We start from the raw sequence: 17454 nt of genomic DNA on the forward strand, positions 1-17454 counted from the left end.
CCTGGGGCCGTCGGCTCCGCACCGGGCCGGCTCGAGGGGGGTACTCGTGGACGTTCAGCGGACGGCATCGGCCTGGCGGCGGTTCTGGGAGCGCGGCGGGGGCTGGCGGGCGCTGTTGCTGGCGGCCGTCTACTACGGCCTCTACGAGCTGATCGGCTACCTCCTCGGCTTCGTGGTCGGCGACACCGGCAGTCCCCTCCGCGGCGAGGAGGGATCCGCGACGGACGTCTTCTTCTCGATCGGGCTGCCGATCCTGCTCGCGAGCGTGCTCCTGGTGCTCTTCGCGCTCTCCCTCGGCTGGCTGCGCGAGCTGTTCGCCCCGCAGCGGATCCGCGGTCGCGGCTGGATGTGGATCGGGGTCGCCGTCGTCCTCGCGATCAACGTGTCCGCCCTGCTCGATCTCGACTACGCCGGCGCGGGCGGCGCGCTCATCGCCTCCTGGCTGCTGACCGGCCTGTTCGTCGGCTTCGCCGAGGAGACGCTCACCCGCGGCTTCGTCGTGAACCTGATGAGAAAGCGCGGCCACGGCGAGATCCGCGTCGCGCTGGTCTCGGCCGGGATCTTCGCGGCTCTGCACATCGGCAACGTCTTCACCAGCGACCAGGGCGTCGCCGTCACCGCGCTCCAGGTCGCCTACACCTTCGGCTTCGGCATCGTGATGTACCTGGCGCTCCGGGTGACCGGCAGCCTGCTCGGGCCGATCCTGCTGCACGCCTCCACCGATCCCACGCTCTTCCTGCACGGCGCGCACCCTGCCGGCACGATCGCCGGTCTCCTGCCCGCCCTCAGCACCTTCCTCGTCATCGCGACGGGGCTGGTCCTGCTGCTCGTCCTCGTCCTCGGCGAGCGCCGTCGGACCCGGAGCGCCGTCTCGGGGGGAGCACTCGCATGACCGCGAGCACCGATCAGCGCCCGGTCCCGCGCACGATCCCGGTCGGGATCGCGGCCGCCGTCCTCTACGTGCTGATCGCGGCCGGCGTCGGCACCCTGCTCGATCCGCTCGCCGGCGGTGACGACACTCTCGACTTCGTGATCGGGACCTGGCTGCCCGTCGGCGTCCTGATCGTGATCGGGCTGCTGTTCGCGCGGCGTGCGGGCTGGCTGCGGGAGGCGTGGACGGCGCCGTCGCCGTTCACCGAGCGGCGGCGCTGGTGGCTGCTCGCGATCCCCGTCGTGCTCGCCGTCCAGACCGTGCAGCTCCTGCTCGCCGTGCCGTGGGCGGAGCGGGCGCTGCCGATGGTCCTCGTCTACCTGGTCGGCTGCCTGCTGATCGGCTTCGGCGAGGAGCTCTACTTCCGCGGTCTCTTCCGGGTCGCCGTCCGCGGGCACCACGGCGAGCTGGCCGCGCTGCTGATCACCTCGATCGCGTTCGGCCTCGGGCACGTCGCCGGCTACCTCCTCAACGGCGTCCCGCTGCCCGCGACCGCGGTCGCCGTGGCCTTCCTCGCCATGGACGGCGCGATCTTCTACGGCGCCCTGCGCGCGACGGGGACGCTGTGGGTGCCGATCCTGCTGCACGGCCTCGGCGACTTCGCCCGCTTCCTGCAGCAGGGCGGCGACGACCAGTCGGCCGCCCCCGAGGTCAGCGGCGACGCGTTCACCGCGCTCGTCGAGTACATCCTGATCGGCCTCTCGATCGCGCTGGTGGTCAGCGTCGCCAGGAGCGGCCGTCGCGAGCGGAAGGCGAGGAGGGCCGCCGCCGTCCCGGAGTGACGCGGCGTCCGGGGCTCCCGACGGCAGGCGCCCGGGCCGCGGTCGTAGGGAACCCGTGAGGTTCCGCCGTCGACCCGTATGGGAACCGTGAGCGCCGCCGAGCGGCGGGCCGCGGAGGTGTCTAGTGAGTGCTCGTGCCAGCTCTGGCACGTGCCCGCGGATCCGCGGTCACGATCCGCCTCCGGATGGAGTCCTCCCGTGCTCGACCTCGTCTCCGTGATCGGCGTCCTCGCCGTCTTCACCCTCCTCGGCGTCCTCGCCAAGGGGGTCGAGAAGCTGAGCCCCCGGGCCGGCGTCGCCGACCCCCGCGACGCGCGGAAGGGAGGGGACCGGCCGTGATCGTCCTCGACACCCTCGCCGCGGTCCTCGCGATCGCCGCGATCGGCTACCTCGTCGTCGCCCTCGTGAAGCCGGAGCGCTTCTGATGGCCGCCTTCCTCGCGATCCTGCAGGTCGCCTCCGCCGCCCTGATCCTCGTGCTGCTGCACCGCCCGCTGGGCGACTACATGGCGCACCTCTACTCCTCGCCGAAGGACCTCGCCGTCGAGCGCGGCTTCTACCGCCTCATCGGCGTGGACGCCCGCGCCGAGCAGAGCTGGCAGGCCTACCTGCGCGGCGTCCTCGCGTTCTCGCTCGTCAGCGTGCTGCTGCTCTACGCGATCCAGCGGGCGCAGGCCGTGCTGCCGTACTCGCTCGGCTTCCCGGCGATCCCGGAGGGGCTGTCCTTCAACACGGCGATCTCGTTCGTGACCAACACGAACTGGCAGTCGTACTCCCCCGACGTGACGATGGGCTACTCCGTCCAGCTGATCGGCCTCGCCGTGCAGAACTTCGTCTCGGCCGCGGTCGGCATCGCCGTCGCGATCGCCCTCGTCCGCGGCTTCGCCCGGCGCGGCAGCGGCACGATCGGCAACTTCTGGGTCGACCTCACCCGCGGCCTCCTCCGGCTGCTCCTGCCCCTGGCCGTGCTCAGCGCGGTCCTGCTCCTGGCCGGCGGCGTGATCCAGAACGTCACCGGATTCACCGACGTCACCACGGTCACCGGCGCCACGCAGAGCATCCCGGGCGGCCCGGTCGCCTCGCAGGAGGCGATCAAGATGCTCGGCACCAACGGCGGCGGCTTCTTCAACGCCAACTCGGCGCACCCCTTCGAGAACCCCACCGCCTGGACCAGCCTGCTGCAGGTGGTCCTCATGCTCGCGATCCCGTTCTCCCTCCCCCGCACCTTCGGGCGGATGGTCGGCGACGCGAAGCAGGGCTCCGCGATCCTCGCGGCGATGGCCACGATCTTCCTCGTCTCCCTCACCGCGCTCACGCTCCTGGAGCTCGGCGGGAGCGGCGGCGCCCCGCAGGCCGCCGGCGGCGCGATGGAGGGCAAGGAGACCCGGTTCGGGATCGCCGGGTCGACGCTCTTCGGCGCGACCAGCACCCTCACCTCCACCGGCGCGGTCAACTCGATGCACGACTCCTACACCGCCCTCGGCGGGATGCTGCCGATGCTGAACATGATGCTCGGCGAGGTCGCCCCCGGCGGCGTCGGCTCCGGCCTCTACGGGATGCTCGTGCTCGCGGTCCTCGCGGTCTTCATCGGCGGGCTGCTCGTCGGCCGGACGCCGGAGTACCTGGGCAAGAAGCTCGGCCCGCTCGAGATCAAGCTCGCCAGCATCTACATCCTCATCACGCCGACCCTGGTGCTCGCGGGCACCGCGCTCAGCTTCGCGATCCCCGCGGTGCGGGCCGACGTCGAGGGCACGTCGATCTGGAATCCCGGCCTGCACGGCCTCTCCGAGGTGCTCTACGCCTTCACCTCCGCGGCCAACAACAACGGCTCGGCCTTCGCCGGACTCACCGCGAACACCCCGTGGTTCAACGCGGCCCTCGGAGTCGCGATGCTGCTCGGCCGGTTCCTGCCGATCGTGATGGTGCTCGCCCTCGCCGGCTCGCTGGCCCGGCAGGGCGCCGCACCGGCGACCGCGGGGACGCTCCCCACCCACCGGCCGCAGTTCGTCGGCCTCCTCGTGGGCGTCACCGCCATCGTGACCGCCCTCACCTACTTCCCCGTGCTCGCACTCGGACCCCTCGCAGAAGGACTGCAGTCATGACCGCCACTCTCGATCGACCCGCCGCCTCCCCCTCCCCCGAGAAGACCCCGCGGCGCGGCGCCTCCGCGTTCAGTCCCGAGCAGGTCCTCGCCGCGGTGCCCGGCGCGCTCCGCAAGCTCGACCCGCGCCTGATGGTGCGGAACCCGGTGATGTTCCTGGTCGAGGTCGGCGCCGCGCTGACCACGGTCCTCGCGATCGCCGAGCCGTTCCTCGGCGGCGCGCAGGAGTCCGGCGGCTCCCCCGTCCCCGGCTCCTTCACCTGGGGCATCGCGCTCTGGCTCTGGGCGACCGTCGTCTTCGCCAACCTCGCCGAGTCGGTCGCCGAGGGCCGCGGCAAGGCGCAGGCCGACAGCCTCCGGCAGACCCGCACCAGCACGATGGCCCGCCGCCTGCTGGAGTACCGCGCCGGCGACGGCGCCGCGGCCCACGGCCAAGTGCGCGAGGTCTCCTCCGCCGACCTGCAGCTCGGCGACCACGTCGTCGTCGAGGCGGGCGACCTGGTCCCCGGCGACGGCGACATCGTCTGGGGCATCGCCTCGGTCGACGAGTCGGCGATCACCGGCGAGTCGGCCCCCGTGGTCCGCGAGTCCGGCGGCGACCGCAGCGCCGTCACCGGCGGCACCCGGGTGCTCTCCGACCGGATCGTGGTGCGGATCACCTCGAAGCCCGGCGAGACCTTCGTCGACCGGATGATCGGCCTGGTCGAGGGCGCCTCGCGCCAGAAGACGCCGAACGAGATCGCGCTGAACATCCTGCTCGCGAGCCTCTCGATCGTCTTCCTCGTCGTCACCCTGACCCTCAACCCGATCGCCTCCTACGCCGCCGCCCCCGTCAGCGTCCCGGTGCTGGTCGCCCTGCTGGTCTGCCTCATCCCGACCACCATCGGTGCCCTGCTCTCCGCGATCGGCATCGCCGGCATGGACCGGCTCGTGCAGCGCAACGTGCTCGCGATGTCCGGCCGCGCGGTCGAGGCCGCCGGCGACGTCACCACGCTGCTGCTCGACAAGACCGGCACCATCACCTACGGCAACCGCCGCGCCACCGAGTTCGTCCCCGTCGGCGGGACCGGCGAGGACGAGCTGATCCGCGCCGCCGCCTCCTCCTCCCTCAGCGACCCGACGCCCGAGGGGAAGTCGATCGTCGACCTCGCCGCCGCCCGCGGGATCCGCGAGGAGGCGCTCGCGAGCGAGGTCCTCTCCGCCGAGATCGTGCCCTTCACCGCGCAGACCCGGATGAGCGGCCTCGACCTGCCCGACGGCGCGATGATCCGCAAGGGCGCCGGCTCGGCCGTCACCGCCTGGCTCGCGGACGGCGGCCCCCTCGCCGCCGCCGCGGAGCTCGAGGCGCAGGTGCACCGCGTCTCCGAGAGCGGCGGCACCCCGCTGGTCGTCGCGGTGAAGGACGCGAGCGGCACAGGCCGGATCCTCGGCGTCGTCCACCTCAAGGACGTCGTCAAGGAGGGGCTCAAGGAGCGCTTCGCCGACCTGCGCGCGATGGGCATCCGCACGGTGATGATCACCGGCGACAACCCGCTCACCGCGAAGGCGATCGCCGCGGAGGCCGGCGTCGACGACTACCTCGCCGAGGCCACCCCCGAGCAGAAGCTCGAGTACATCCGCCGCGAGCAGGAGGGCGGCAACCTCGTCGCGATGACCGGCGACGGCACCAACGACGCCCCGGCGCTCGCGCAGGCCGACGTCGGGGTCGCGATGAACACCGGCACGTCGGCGGCGAAGGAGGCCGGCAACATGGTCGACCTCGACTCCGACCCGACCAAGCTGATCGACATCGTCCGGATCGGCAAGCAGCTGCTGATCACCCGCGGAGCGCTGACCACCTTCTCGATCGCCAACGACATCGCGAAGTACTTCGCGATCATCCCCGCGATGTTCACCGGGGTCTTCCCCGGCCTCGCCGTGCTGAACGTGATGCAGCTGCACTCGCCGTCCTCGGCGATCCTCTCGGCGATCGTCTTCAACGCACTGGTCATCATCGCCCTGATCCCGCTCGCCCTCCGCGGCGTGGCCTACCGCGCGCTCAGCGCCTCGAAGGTCCTCAGCCGCAACCTCCTCGTCTACGGGCTCGGCGGGGTGATCGCGCCGTTCGTCGGCATCAAGCTGATCGACCTCGTCGTCTCCCTCCTCCCCGGCTTCTAGCCGGACCCCGCAGTCCTCGGCGCTCCCAGCACTCCCAGCACTCCTCACCACGACTCACCAGGAAGCAGACCATCCCATGACCACCCCCCGCACCGGGCTCCGGCAGTACGGAGTCGCCCTCCGCGCCCTCCTCGTGCTCACCGTCGCCCTCGGCGTCCTCTACCCCCTCGCGATCACCGGCCTCGGCCAGGTCGCCTTCGCCCGCCAGGCGAACGGCTCCCTGCTCACCGAGAGCGGCGAGACCGTCGGCTCCAGCCTCATCGGCCAGTCCTTCACCGACGCCGACGGGAACCCGCTGCCCGAGTGGTTCCAGTCCCGACCCTCCGCCGCGGGCGACGGCTACGACGCGAGCGCCTCCAGCGGCTCCAACCTCGGCCCCGAGAACGAGGACCTCATCGCCGCGATCCAGGAGCGCCGCGCCGCGATCGCCGCGTTCGACGGCGTCGACCCGGCCGCCGTCCCCGCCGACGCCCTCACCGCCTCCGCCTCGGGTCTGGACCCGCAGATCAGCCCGGCCTACGCCGCGATCCAGGTGGCCCGCGTCGCCGCCGCCCGCGGGCTCACCGAGGAGGACGTCCGCGCCCTCGTCGCCGAGCACACCCGGGCGCGCGACCTCGGGTTCCTCGGCGACGAGACCGTGAACGTCCTCGAGCTCAACCTCGCCCTCGCGGCGCAGGCGAGCTGAGGCGGCGATGAGGACGGGGCGGCTCCGGGTGCTGCTGGGCGCCGCCCCGGGCGTCGGCAAGACCTACGAGATGCTCGAGGAGGGCCGGCGCCTGCGGAGCGAGGGCCGCGACGTCGTCGTCGCCTTCGTCGAGACCCACGGCCGCGCCGCGACCGCCGCGATGGTCACCGGGCTCGAGGTCGTCCCGCGGACCGCCCTCGAGCACCGCGGCGTGCGGCTCGACGAACTGGACCTCGACGCCGTCCTCGCCCGGCGCCCCGGGATCGCCCTCGTCGACGAGCTCGCGCACACCAACGCGCCCGGCTCGGCCCACGAGAAGCGCTGGCAGGACGTCCGGACCCTCCTGGACGCCGGGATCGACGTCGTCTCCACCGTCAACATCCAGCACATCGAATCGCTCAACGACGTCGTCCAGCAGATCACCGGAGTCCCGCAGCGCGAGACGATCCCCGACGCGATCCTGCGCGGCGCCGACCAGATCGAGGTCGTCGACCTCGCCCCGCAGGCCCTCCGCGACCGCCTCGCGGCCGGCCGCGTCTACCCGTCCGAGCGGATCGACGCCGCCCTGTCCAACTACTTCCGGCTCGGCAACCTCACGGCGCTGCGCGAGCTCGCGCTGCTGTGGCTGGCCGACGAGGTCGACTCGGCGCTGAACGGCTACCGCGTCGAGCACGGCATCGACAGCACCTGGGAGGCGCGCGAGCGCGTCGTCGTCACCCTCACCGGCGGACCCGAGGGCGAGACCCTGCTCCGCCGCGGCGCCCGCATCGCCGCCCGCTCCTCCGGCGGCGAGCTGCTCGCCGTGCACGTCACCAGCCAGGACGGCCTGCGCGCCGCCCGCCCGGAGGTGCTCGCCGAGCAGCGCGCCCTCGTCGACACCCTGGGCGGCAGCTACCACCAGATCGTCGGCGAGGACGTCCCCCGCGCCCTCGTCGAGTTCGCCCGCTCCGTCAACGCCACCCAGCTCGTCCTCGGCGTCAGCCGGCGGAGCAGGCTCGCCGCCGCGCTCACCGGCCCCGGCATCGGCGCGACGGTCATCCGCGAGTCCGGGACGATCGACGTCCACATCGTCACCCACGCCTCGGCGGGCCGCTCCCCGGCGCTGCCCCGGCTCGGCGGGGCGCTGACGCTGAAGCGGCGCGTCCTCGGCCTGCTGCTCGCGCTCGTCGGCGGGCCGCTGCTCACCTGGCTGCTCGCCGCCTTCCGGAGCGACGAGTCGATCACCAGCGACGTCCTCGCCTACCAGGTCCTCGTCGTCCTGGTCGCGCTCGCCGGCGGCCTCGGTCCGGCACTGTTCGCCGCCGTGCTGTCCGGGCTCACCCTCGACTTCTTCTTCGTCGACCCGCTCTACACCGTCACCGTCGACGAACCGCTGCACGCCCTCGCCCTCCTGCTCTACATCGCCAACGCGATCCTGGTCAGCGCCGTCGTGGACCGCGCCGCCCGCCGCGCCCGCACCGCCCGCCGGGCCGGCGCCGAGGCCGAGCTGCTCGCCACCATCGCCGGCGGCGTCATCCGCGGCCAGGACGCCCTGCAGGCGATCCTCGAGCGCGCCCGCGAGGCCTTCGGGCTGACCGGCGTCCGCCTGCTCCGCGGCTCCGAGCTCGTCGGTGCCGACGGCGAGCCCGGCGGCGAGCACGAGATCGTCCCCGTCGGCCGCACCGCCGTCCTCGAGCTGCACGGCCGCCCCGTCGGCGCGGGCGAGCGGCGCCTGCTCTCCGTCGTCGTCGCCCAGCTCGACGCCGCCCTCGAGCACGAGGACCTCAGCGAGACGGCGAGCGGCCTCGCTCCCCTCGCCGAGACCGACCGGGTGCGCAGCGCCCTGCTCTCCGCCGTCAGCCACGACCTGCGCCGGCCGCTCGCCGCCGCGACCGCCGCGATCAGCGGACTGCGCTCCACCGACATCGCCTGGAGCGCCGCGGACCGCGCGGAGCTGCTCGCCACCGCCGACGAGAGCCTCGGCACCCTCGCGGACCTCGTCACGAACCTCCTCGACGTCACCCGGCTGCAGGCCGGGGTGCTCGCGGTCTCCCTGGCGCCCGTCGACCCTTCGGACGTCGTCCTCCCCGCGATCGACGAGCTCGGCCTCGGACCGGCGGAGCTCGACCTCGATCTCGACCTCGACCTGCCGCCGGCGCTCGCCGACGCCGGCCTGCTCCAGCGCGTGGTGGTGAACCTGCTCGCCAACGCCGTCCGGCACTCCCCGGCCGACCGGCGCGTGCGGATCTCGACCAGCGGCTTCGGCGGCACGCTCCAGATCCGGGTCGCCGACCACGGACCGGGCATCGCCCCCGAGCGCCGGGCCGACGTCTTCGTCCCGTTCCAGCGCCTCGGCGACACCGACAACACCACCGGCCTCGGCCTCGGCCTCGCCCTGTCCAAGGGCTTCACCGAGGGGATGGGCGGCACCCTCGACACGGAGGACACCCCCGGCGGCGGGCTGACCATGGTCGTCACCCTCCCGCTCGCGCCGCCGCCGACCGCACCCGCATCCGCACCGATGCCCACACCGACGCCCCGGGAGGGACACCGATGAGGGTCCTCCTCGCCGACGACGACGCGCAGCTGCTGCGCGCCCTCCGGATCACCCTCGGCGCCCGCGGCTACGAGGTCGTCACGGCCGAGAACGGCACCAGCGCCCTCGCGCTCGCCGCCGAGCGGCGTCCCGACCTCGTCGTGCTCGACCTCGGCCTGCCCGGGCTCGACGGCCTCGATGTGATCCGCGGACTGCGCGGCTGGAGCACCGCGCCGATCCTCGTCGTCTCCGGGCGCACCGGCGCCGCCGACACGATCGACGCCCTCGACGCGGGCGCCGACGACTACGTCACCAAGCCCTTCGCGATGGACGAGCTGCTCGCCCGCCTCCGCGCCCTCACCCGGCGGCTCGGCACGCAGGAGACCGGCTCGCTGGTCGCCCTCGGCGACCACGTCGTCGACCTCACCGCGCGGGCCGTCACCCGGCGCACCGGCGACGGCCCGATCGCGGTCCGGCTCACCCCCACCGAGTGGCGGGTGCTGGAGCTGCTCGTCCGGAACCCCGGCCGGCTCGTCAACCGGCAGACCCTCCTGCACGAGATCTGGGGACCGAGCCACAGCACGGACACCGGCTACCTCCGCCTCTACCTCGCCCAGCTGCGGAAGAAGCTCGAGCCCGAGCCGGCTCGCCCCCGCTACCTGCTCACCGAATCGGGGATGGGCTACCGCTTCGTCCCCGGCGACGGCCCGGACTCCGGCTGAGCACGTGCGGCGGTGTCAGTGCGGCGGTGTCAGTGCGGCGCGATCGGCGAGACGCCCACGCGGACCGCACCGCCCGAGGCGCGCCGGATCCCCTCGTCGAGATCCGCCAGCGCCACCGTCTCGCCGACCAGGCCGGCGAACGGCCACGCCTGCCAGCGGTCGACGAGGTACGCCGAGGCCGCGGCGAGGTGCTCGGGCGTGTAGTTGTGCACGCCCCGCACGGTCAGCAGCCCGCGCACCACGCGCTCCGGGTCCAGCGGCACCGGCTCGGTCGGGAAGACGCTGCCGACCAGGACGACCACGCCGCCGACCGCGGCACGGGCGAGCGCCGAGCCGACGGCCGCCCGCGCACCGGACGCCTCGAGGACCACGTCGAACTCGCCGCCCTCCTCCTCCGGTCGCCGCGCTCGGGCGCCGAAGCGCTCGGCGAGCGCGCGGCGAGCGGGATCCGGCTCGACGAGGGTGACGACCGCCCCGCGGTCCGTCGTCATCGCCGCCGCGGTGAGCCCGATCAGGCCCGCGCCGCTGATCAGCACGTCGGCCCCGGCGAGCGGACGGACGGCCTCGGCGGCGGCGAGCGCGGCCCAGGCGGTGGCGGTCCCGCAGGACGCGGGTGCCAGGACGGCGGCCGGCACATCCTCGGGCAGCCGGATGATCGGCGTGCCCGCGACGACGTGCGCATGGGTCGCGAAGCCGCCGGACAGCGCCCAGGCGTCGCTCATCCGCTCGTGGCCGTACTTGCGCAGCGACCGGCACTTCTGCGGCAGCCCGCCCGCGCAGCGGTCGCAGGATCCGCAGCTCGCGGCGATCGACCACAGCACGCGGTCGCCGACGGCGAGGAGCGAGCCGTCGAGCGCGCGGGGCCCGCCGGTGCCGAGCTCGACGACGCGACCGAGCTGCTCGTGCCCGAGGACGAGCGGCGCGGGAGCGCTCCGGTCGCCGTGCACGGTGTGCACGTCCGAGCCGCAGATCGTCGCCAGCTCGATCTCGACCAGCACGTCGCCCGGCGCGAGCCGGACCGTGACGAACGCGACCGCCTCGTGCGGGCGGTCCGGTGCCAGCCAGACCATGGCGGTGGCGGAGGGCCGCAGCTCGACGCGCCGCGACTCCGGATCGATGCGCGGCGGCGCGGTCGCCGTCCTCATCGCAGTGACAGCGTGCGCAGCGCGGTGACGTCCTCGATCACGGCGTGCGCGCCGGCCGCGCTCAGGCGGTTGCGGTCGTGCGCTCCGCTCAGCACGCCCACCACGAGCCCGGCGCCCGCGCGCAGTCCCGAGAGGACGTCGCTGGCCGTGTCGCCGACCACCGCGACGGCGCTCATCGCGCTGACCCGCGCGCGCAGAGCGGCGGTCAGGACGAGGTCGGGCGCGGGGCGGCCCCGGCCGGCGTCGGCCGGCGAGAGGGCGATCCCGACGAGGTCGCGCCAGCCGAGCGCGTCGAGGATCGCGTCGCGGGTGACGGGAGCGAAGCCGGTGGTCAGCGCCACGGCGACCCCCGCGGCGCGCAGCTCGCGCAGCAGCTCCTCGGCACCGGGGATCGGCGCGGCGGCGCCCTCGAGGATCAGCTCGGCGTAGGCGTCCTCGAACGCGGCGGTCGCCCGCTCCGCGGCGGCGACGTCGCCCCCGGCGAGGTGCGTGAACACGTCGATCTTCGACTGCCCCATCGTCTCGCGCACGTAGTCGAGCGCCTCGGCCCACGGCAGGCGGTCGGCGACGCCGGTGCGCTCGGCCGCGCGCTGGAACGCCTGCTCGACGACCCCGTCGTCGGTGACGGTGGTGCCCGCCATGTCCAGGACGACGAGCTCGATGCCGGCGAGGGCCGGGCCGGGACCGGCGGTGCCGAGGGGAGCGGGAGCGGGGATCGTGCTGGTCATCAGCGGCCTTCCGAGGAGACGAGGAGGGATGCGGTGCTGTCGAAGCGGTCCGCGAGGGTGGTCTCGGCGAGACCGAGCCCGGTGGTCATGCCGATGCCCGTGGTGACGGTGCGCACGAGGACGCCCGGGATCGGCTCGGCGACGAGGAACTCGTCGCGCCCGCTGGCGTAGACGCCCTGCCAGCGCTCCAGCACCCGCGGCGCCGCCCCGAACAGGCGGGCGGTCTCCTCGAGGAGGAGCTCCGCGGTCGCCTCGGACTGGAACGGCTCCGGCGTGATCGAGCGGTGGTGGGAGTCGCCGACGACGACGCTCCCGTCGGGCAGCTGCGTGTACATCTGGTTGAGGTCGATCGCCGCGAGGTCCGGCCGCTCGGCGTGCAGCCGGGCCCGCACCGCGGCGGCCTCGGGCAGGCGCGCGAAGCCGCTGTAGCGCACGAGCGACCAGCCCGTCAGCAGCGGCGCGGCCAGCGGAGCGCGCAGCGGCAGCTCCACGCGGAGCATGTCGAGGGAGCAGCGGACGACGTCGTGCGCCTCGGCGAGCTCGGGGAGGAGCTGATCGAGGTCGTGGTTGACCGCGACGACGATCGTGTCGGCGAGGATCGCGCCCCGGCTGGTCTCCACGACGCCCTCGGCGACCCGCCCGACGGCCGTGCGCATCCGGAACTCGACGCCGAGCTCGGCGAGGTGCCGGACGATCGCGGCCGCGGCCGTGCGCGGATCCGCCTGCAGGTCGTAGGGCAGCACCGCTCCCCCGACGACGACCGCGGGGTCGACCGGGGTCACCGCCGCGGTCTGCCGCGCGTCGAGCAGCTCGATCTCGGGGCCGTCGCCGAAGCCGAACGGCGCCTGCGCGGCCGCCGACTCCAGCAGCGCGAGCTCGTCGGCGTGGCGCGCGACGATGTGCGTGCCGCGGCGGCGGAGCGCGAAGCCCGCATCCCGCGAGAGCCGCAGCCACGCCTCCCGGGCCGCGAGCCCGTAGCGCAGCGCCTCGCCCGCCTGCGGGGTGAAGCAGAGGTGACCGAAGTTGCGGACGGTCGAGCCCATCGGCGCGGCGGTGCGATCGAGCACCACGACACTCAGCCCCCGGCGGACGGCGGCGTAGGCCGCGCCGAGACCGACGATCCCGGAGCCGACGACGGCGACGTCGTACCGGGCGCTCATCGGAGCACCTTCCGCAGCCACATCGCCAGGCCCTCGACGACGAGCACGGTCACCAGGATCATCAGGACGATCGCGGTCACGGTCGCGTAGTTCGAGCCCTGCGCGGCGTTCAGCAGGTAGTAGCCGATCCCGCCGCCGCCGACGATGCCCAGCAGGGTCGCCGCGCGGATGTTGGTGTCGAGCAGGTAGAAGATGTGGCCGAGCATCGCGCGCGCCCCCTGGGGCAGCGTCGCTCCGGCGTAGACCTGCAGCCGGGTGGCGCCGGTCGCGACGAGGGCGCGCTCCGGTCCGGAGTCGACCTCCTCCAGCGAGTCGGCGATCAGCTTGCCGAGCAGCCCGACCCCGCCGACCGCGAGGGCGATCGTGCCGGCCTGGGTGCCGAGCCCCGAGACGACGATCAGCAGGATGGCGAGGATCAGCTCGGGCACGCCGCGGACCGCGACCAGCAGCAGCCGGAAGCCGCTGCGGGCGCCGCGGGTCGGGGCGACGTTGCGGGCGGCGAGCGAGCCGATCAGCACCGACGCGACGACGGTGAGCAGCGCCGCCGCGAGAGCGATGGCGATCGTCTCGCGCATGGCCTCGACCATCGTGCCGGCGTCGTAGCTGCCGAACGACGGCGGCCAGAACTGCGCCGCAACGGCGGGGACGCGGCCCCAGAAGGTGAGCGCGTCACTCCAGGTGATGTCGCTGACGACGACGCCCGCGACGATCACGAGGGCCGTGACGACGCCGGCGAGGGCGTTGCGCAGGCGCGTCGGCGTCCACGGCCGGCGCAGGGCCGACTCCGGGGTCGACCGCGGCATCGTGGTAGCCGGTCGCCCCGCGGTGCCGCTCGCGCGGTCGCCGCGGAACCGGCGCGCCAGCGCGCCGACCGGGCCGGAGTCCGACGCGCCGGCCCCGGACGCTCCGCGGCCGAGCATCGCCGCGCGCACCGAGCTCGAGACGATCTCCATCGCCACGCAGAGCGCGAAGATCACCAGCGCGATGCCGATGCCCCGCCCGTACTGCAGCGACTTGAAGGCGTAGGACATCTCGAGCCCGAGGCCCGCGACGCCGACGTAGCCGAGGATCACCGAGCCGCGCAGGTTGATGTCGTTGCGGTGCAGCACCGTCGCGACCCAGGACGGCAGCACCTGGGGTAGCACGCCCGAGGTGAACTCCTGCAGCCTCGTGCCGCCGGCGGCGCGGATCGCCAGGCGCGGTCCCTCGTCGATCTGCTCGATCGCGTCGGCGAACAGCTTCGAGATCATGCCGACGGAGTGCAGGCCGATCGCGAGGATGCCGGGCAGCGAGCCGAGCGAGAACATCAGCACGAAGACCATCGCGAGGACGACGTCCGGGATCGCGCGGGCCAGCACGCCGAGGAAGCGCGCGACACCCCGGGCCGCGTGGCCGGGCGTGGTGTTGGCCGCCGCGAGGTACGCCAGCGGCACCGACAGCACCGCGGCGAGCAGCGTGCCCGTGAGCACCAGCCCGAGGGTCTGCGCGGTGAGCGCGAGCAGCTCGGCCGGCTCGGGGAAGCTGATCGCGCCGACCCGGCCGAGGAAGCGCTCGGCGTTCGAGAGCGACTGCAGCATCCGCGGCACCGAGATGTCGACCTCGATCAGCGCGGCGACGGCGAGCCCCGCGAGGGCGAGCAGGGTCAGGACCGCGGCGATCCGCTCCGGGGAGCGCCGCGGCCGCGGAGCGCGCGCGGCGACGGCCGGGTCCGGGCGGCGCGCGGTGCGCGGCGGCAGCACGGCCGTCATCGGGTGGCCTCCGGTGTGAGCAGCTCGTTCTGCACGGCCTCGAGCTCCGAGGTCGTCGTGGCCACGCGGCCGTAGATCTCCATGACCTCGGCCTTGGACAGCCCCGCCGCGGGAGTGTCGAGGACGACCGCGCCGTGCCGGAGGCCGACGATCCGGTCGGCCCAGGAGATGGCGAGGTCCACCTGGTGCAGGCTGCAGAGCACGGTGAGCCCCTCCTCCGCGGCGATCTCGCGGATCAGTCCCATGACCTGATCGCTCGACTCGGGGTCCAGGGAGGCGACGGGCTCGTCCGCCAGGAGGATCGAGGGGTTCTGCATCAGGGCGCGCGCGATCGCGACGCGCTGCTGCTGCCCGCCCGAGAGGGTGTCGGCGCGCTGGTAGGCGCGCTCGAGCAGGCCGACCCGCTCGAGGTGCTGCAGCGCGCGCAGCTTCTTCGCCTTCGGGTAGCTCCAGAGGCCCAGCCTGGGGCCACGCAGCTCCGCGAGCGCCCCGGTCAGCACGTTCTCGAGCACCGTCAGCGACGGCACGAGCTCGAACTGCTGGAAGATGAAGCCCACCTTCCCGCGGAGCGTGCGCAGCCGACCGCCCCGCAGCGCGGGCACGTCCTCGCCGAGCACGCGGACCGCGCCGCTCGTCGGCGCCTCGAGGGCGTCGACGTGGCGCAGCAGGGTGGACTTGCCCGACCCGGAGAGCCCGAGCAGGACGACGATCTCCCCGCGGCGCACGGTGAGCGACACCGCGTCGAGCGCGGTCGTCGCGCCGAAGCGCTTGGTGAGGTCGGTGATCTCGACCACGGCGTCGGCCGCGGGAGGGGAGGAAGTCGTCATCGGAGTCTCCAGGTCGGGTCGGTCGGTTCAGCGCTCGACGGCGGGGCGCCGGGTCAGGCCTGGCACTGCGTGGCGTCGGTCGCCTCGCAGATCTCGCGGATCTGGTCGTAGTACGCGTCGTCGACCGGCTTGGTCTCGTAGAAGACGCTGCGGAAGCCGTCGCTGTCGGCCGACTCGACGCCCGCGGCGATGATGTCGTCGATGGTGACGTCGGAGAGGATGTCCTTCAGCTGCTGCTTCAAGTCGTCCGGGAGGGCGTCCGACTCGACGATCGGCGCGCCGGGGACCATGGTCCGCTCGATCACGGTGACGGCGTCGGACTTCTCGACCTCGCTGTCCTCCGCGAAGCCGGCCTCGCACTCGACGTTCTCACCGACCTTCTGCACCGACACGTCGTGCTTGCCGGCGAACACCGGCGTGATGTCGGTCTCGGGGTCCAGGCCCGCCTCGATCAGGTTGTAGCTCGGGAAGAGGTAGCCGGAGGTGGAGGACGGGTCGACGAAGCAGACCTTCTTGCCCTTCATGTCGGCGATCGAGGCGATGTCGCTGCCGTTGGGGACGATGGCCTCGGAGTAGTAGCCGGGCTCCTGCCCCTCGGAGGTCACGATCGAGGAGATCGGGGTGAGCTCGGCGCCGTTGTTCGTGGCGGTGACGTAGGTGAAGCCGGAGAAGCTGGCGACGTCGATCTGCCCGGCGATGGCCGCCTCGATCAGCGCCGCGTAGTCGGTCGACTCGTGGTACTCGACGGTCTTGCCGGTCTCCTGCGCGATGTAGTCCATCAGCGGCTGGTAGTTGGTCTCGGTGTCGACGGAGTCGGGGACGACGCCGAAGACGAGGGTGCTCGAGTCGACGGCGAAGCCGCCCTCGGCGTCGCCGGCGGCGGTCGAGCCGGCCGACGCGGTGCCGGAGCAGCCGGCCAGGAGCGCGAGGGCGCCGGCGGCGGCCAGCGCGGTGAGGGCCGATCGGGAGAAGGGGGTCAGGCGGGCGCGGGTCTGCATGATGGCCTTTCGGGCGGAGGGCGTCGAGGGGGACGACTGGAACTCTGCCGCACCGGGTGCCTACGTATGTACCTATCTCGCCACTGTTCACGACGTGTTCACCCATCTCGCGCGGCCGCCGCCCGCGATACCCGGTTCGGCGGCGGGGCCGGTGGCGCTCCGCTCAGAAACGCCCCCTCCGCCCAGTAAGGTGCCTACGTGGCTGATGTGATGTACAAGGCGATCGCCGACGACCTGCGTCAGTCGATCGCGAGCGGCCTGCTGGCCCCCGGCGACGAGGTCCCGACCGAGGGCGAGCTCGCCGCGAAGTGGAAGACGTCGCGCGGCCCGATCCGCAACGCCCTGGCGGCGCTGCGCAGCGAGGGCCTGATCGAGACCACCCGCGGTCGCCCGAGCCGGGTCATCGAGCGCAAGGCCCAGCAGGCCGTCGACGTCTCGATCCCCTTCACCCGCTGGGCGCGGACGATGGGCGCGCGGCCCGGGGCGCTCACCCAGCAGGTCTCGCTCCGGCGCTCGGACGCCGACCAGGCCGCCCTGCTCGGCATCGAGCCGGGCGAGCTCGTCGTCGACGTCCTCCGGCTGCGCTCGCTGGACGACCGGCCGACGATGCTCGAGCGGCTGACCTTCATCGAGCCGGCCGGCCGCAACCTCTTCGACGTCGACCTCGACACGGTCTCGATCACCGAGTTCCTCGACTCGCGCGGCTGGAAGTCGGCCGAGGTCGACCACGAGATCGACGCCGTGGCCGCGGACGAGACCGACGCGCAGCTGCTCGAGCTCGCACCCGGCTCCCCCGTGCTCCGCCTGCACCGCATCACCCGCGACGCCGACGGCCGGACCTTCGAGGCCTCCGACGACCGCTACCGCAGCGACATCGTCCGCTTCACGGTCTCGGCGACCGGCCGGCGCCGCGACGGCGCCCACTTCATCCGCCCCGTCGGTCTCTGATCCGCGCC

General features: G+C 73.6%; 16 protein-coding genes. 10 read left to right on the top strand and 6 right to left on the bottom strand.

Annotation, left to right across the window (positions count from 1 at the left end; all coding sequences use genetic code 11):
* The first annotated feature begins 46 nt into the window (after window positions 1–46).
* The 9 genes from EDF43_RS07635 to EDF43_RS07670 all read left to right on the top strand — a co-directional run bounded on the left by EDF43_RS07635 (window position 47) and on the right by EDF43_RS07670 (window position 9892).
* Window positions 47–892 (top strand): CPBP family intramembrane glutamic endopeptidase, encoded by an 846-nt coding sequence (locus tag EDF43_RS07635; protein ID WP_132436177.1) that lies wholly within the window; start codon window positions 47–49, stop codon window positions 890–892.
* Entirely contained in the window at window positions 889–1713 is an 825-nt protein-coding gene (locus EDF43_RS07640) for a type II CAAX endopeptidase family protein (protein ID WP_132436178.1), read from the top strand. The genes EDF43_RS07635 and EDF43_RS07640 overlap by 4 nt, the downstream gene beginning before the upstream one ends.
* A gap of 198 nt (window positions 1714–1911) precedes the next feature.
* Complete coding sequence (locus tag EDF43_RS21750) at window positions 1912–2052, top strand: hypothetical protein (protein ID WP_165909050.1); 141 nt, start codon at window positions 1912–1914, stop codon at window positions 2050–2052.
* A complete protein-coding gene (locus EDF43_RS07645; protein WP_123446358.1) occupies window positions 2049–2138 on the top strand; it encodes a potassium-transporting ATPase subunit F in 90 nt (29 codons plus the stop codon). The genes EDF43_RS21750 and EDF43_RS07645 overlap by 4 nt, the downstream gene beginning before the upstream one ends.
* On the top strand, window positions 2138–3814 hold the full coding sequence (kdpA, locus tag EDF43_RS07650) for a potassium-transporting ATPase subunit KdpA (protein ID WP_123735718.1): 1677 nt from the start codon (window positions 2138–2140) through the stop codon (window positions 3812–3814). Before EDF43_RS07645 ends, kdpA begins: the two co-directional genes overlap by 1 nt.
* Complete coding sequence (gene kdpB / locus EDF43_RS07655; protein WP_132436179.1) at window positions 3811–5970, top strand: potassium-transporting ATPase subunit KdpB; 2160 nt, start codon at window positions 3811–3813, stop codon at window positions 5968–5970. Before kdpA ends, kdpB begins: the two co-directional genes overlap by 4 nt.
* Window positions 5971–6046: 76 nt before the next feature.
* On the top strand, window positions 6047–6655 hold the full coding sequence (gene kdpC, locus EDF43_RS07660) for a potassium-transporting ATPase subunit KdpC (RefSeq protein WP_132436180.1): 609 nt from the start codon (window positions 6047–6049) through the stop codon (window positions 6653–6655).
* 7 nt (window positions 6656–6662) lie between these two features.
* Window positions 6663–9191 carry an ATP-binding protein gene (locus EDF43_RS07665; RefSeq protein WP_132436181.1) on the top strand — a complete coding sequence of 843 codons (2529 nt, stop codon included), beginning with the start codon at window positions 6663–6665 and terminating at the stop codon, window positions 9189–9191.
* A complete protein-coding gene (locus EDF43_RS07670) occupies window positions 9188–9892 on the top strand; it encodes a response regulator (RefSeq protein WP_132436182.1) in 705 nt (234 codons plus the stop codon). Before EDF43_RS07665 ends, EDF43_RS07670 begins: the two co-directional genes overlap by 4 nt.
* Before the next feature lie 29 nt (window positions 9893–9921).
* On the opposite strand, the gene EDF43_RS07675 is transcribed toward EDF43_RS07670, so the two are convergent.
* The 6 genes from EDF43_RS07675 to EDF43_RS07700 are packed head-to-tail and all read right to left on the bottom strand — an operon-like array spanning window position 9922 to window position 16498.
* Window positions 9922–11037, bottom strand: coding sequence for an alcohol dehydrogenase catalytic domain-containing protein (locus EDF43_RS07675; protein WP_132436183.1), 1116 nt, complete (start codon window positions 11035–11037; stop codon window positions 9922–9924).
* Window positions 11034–11765, bottom strand: coding sequence for an HAD-IA family hydrolase (locus EDF43_RS07680; protein WP_132436184.1), 732 nt, complete (start codon window positions 11763–11765; stop codon window positions 11034–11036). The genes EDF43_RS07675 and EDF43_RS07680 overlap by 4 nt, the downstream gene beginning before the upstream one ends.
* On the bottom strand, window positions 11765–12925 hold the full coding sequence (locus EDF43_RS07685) for a TIGR03364 family FAD-dependent oxidoreductase (protein WP_132436185.1): 1161 nt from the start codon (window positions 12923–12925) through the stop codon (window positions 11765–11767). The genes EDF43_RS07680 and EDF43_RS07685 overlap by 1 nt, the downstream gene beginning before the upstream one ends.
* On the bottom strand, window positions 12922–14673 hold the full coding sequence (locus tag EDF43_RS07690; RefSeq protein ID WP_132436186.1) for an ABC transporter permease subunit: 1752 nt from the start codon (window positions 14671–14673) through the stop codon (window positions 12922–12924). Before EDF43_RS07690 ends, EDF43_RS07685 begins: the two co-directional genes overlap by 4 nt.
* Window positions 14670–15500: a phosphonate ABC transporter ATP-binding protein gene (gene phnC, locus EDF43_RS07695; protein ID WP_123733147.1), complete on the bottom strand. Its 831-nt coding sequence runs from the start codon at window positions 15498–15500 to the stop codon at window positions 14670–14672. The genes EDF43_RS07690 and phnC overlap by 4 nt, the downstream gene beginning before the upstream one ends.
* Before the next feature lie 53 nt (window positions 15501–15553).
* Window positions 15554–16498 (bottom strand): phosphate/phosphite/phosphonate ABC transporter substrate-binding protein, encoded by a 945-nt coding sequence (locus EDF43_RS07700; RefSeq protein WP_123704162.1) that lies wholly within the window; start codon window positions 16496–16498, stop codon window positions 15554–15556.
* Window positions 16499–16696: 198 nt separating this feature from the next.
* Between EDF43_RS07700 and EDF43_RS07705 the strand changes: the two genes are divergently transcribed.
* On the top strand, window positions 16697–17446 hold the full coding sequence (locus EDF43_RS07705) for a GntR family transcriptional regulator (RefSeq protein ID WP_243582754.1): 750 nt from the start codon (window positions 16697–16699) through the stop codon (window positions 17444–17446).
* Window positions 17447–17454: the final 8 nt, after the last annotated feature.

Origin of the sequence: Rathayibacter sp. PhB179 (assembly GCF_004345345.1) — a bacterium.
Classification (GTDB): Bacteria; Actinomycetota; Actinomycetes; order Actinomycetales; family Microbacteriaceae; genus Rathayibacter; species Rathayibacter festucae.

What these genes read in the sequence shown, in the direction of transcription:
- EDF43_RS07665 (WP_132436181.1), top strand. Translation starts at nt 6,663, where the DNA reads ATGAGGACGGGGCGGCTCCGGGTGCTGCTGGGCGCCGCCCCGGGCGTC.
- EDF43_RS07680 (WP_132436184.1), bottom strand. Translation starts at nt 11,765, where the DNA reads ATGACCAGCACGATCCCCGCTCCCGCTCCCCTCGGCACCGCCGGTCCC.
- kdpA (WP_123735718.1), top strand. Translation starts at nt 2,138, where the DNA reads ATGGCCGCCTTCCTCGCGATCCTGCAGGTCGCCTCCGCCGCCCTGATC.
- kdpB (WP_132436179.1), top strand. Translation starts at nt 3,811, where the DNA reads ATGACCGCCACTCTCGATCGACCCGCCGCCTCCCCCTCCCCCGAGAAG.
- EDF43_RS07700 (WP_123704162.1), bottom strand. Translation starts at nt 16,498, where the DNA reads ATGCAGACCCGCGCCCGCCTGACCCCCTTCTCCCGATCGGCCCTCACC.
- EDF43_RS07675 (WP_132436183.1), bottom strand. Translation starts at nt 11,037, where the DNA reads ATGAGGACGGCGACCGCGCCGCCGCGCATCGATCCGGAGTCGCGGCGC.
- kdpC (WP_132436180.1), top strand. Translation starts at nt 6,047, where the DNA reads ATGACCACCCCCCGCACCGGGCTCCGGCAGTACGGAGTCGCCCTCCGC.
- EDF43_RS07670 (WP_132436182.1), top strand. Translation starts at nt 9,188, where the DNA reads ATGAGGGTCCTCCTCGCCGACGACGACGCGCAGCTGCTGCGCGCCCTC.
- EDF43_RS07685 (WP_132436185.1), bottom strand. Translation starts at nt 12,925, where the DNA reads ATGAGCGCCCGGTACGACGTCGCCGTCGTCGGCTCCGGGATCGTCGGT.
- phnC (WP_123733147.1), bottom strand. Translation starts at nt 15,500, where the DNA reads ATGACGACTTCCTCCCCTCCCGCGGCCGACGCCGTGGTCGAGATCACC.
- EDF43_RS07690 (WP_132436186.1), bottom strand. Translation starts at nt 14,673, where the DNA reads ATGACGGCCGTGCTGCCGCCGCGCACCGCGCGCCGCCCGGACCCGGCC.
- EDF43_RS07640 (WP_132436178.1), top strand. Translation starts at nt 889, where the DNA reads ATGACCGCGAGCACCGATCAGCGCCCGGTCCCGCGCACGATCCCGGTC.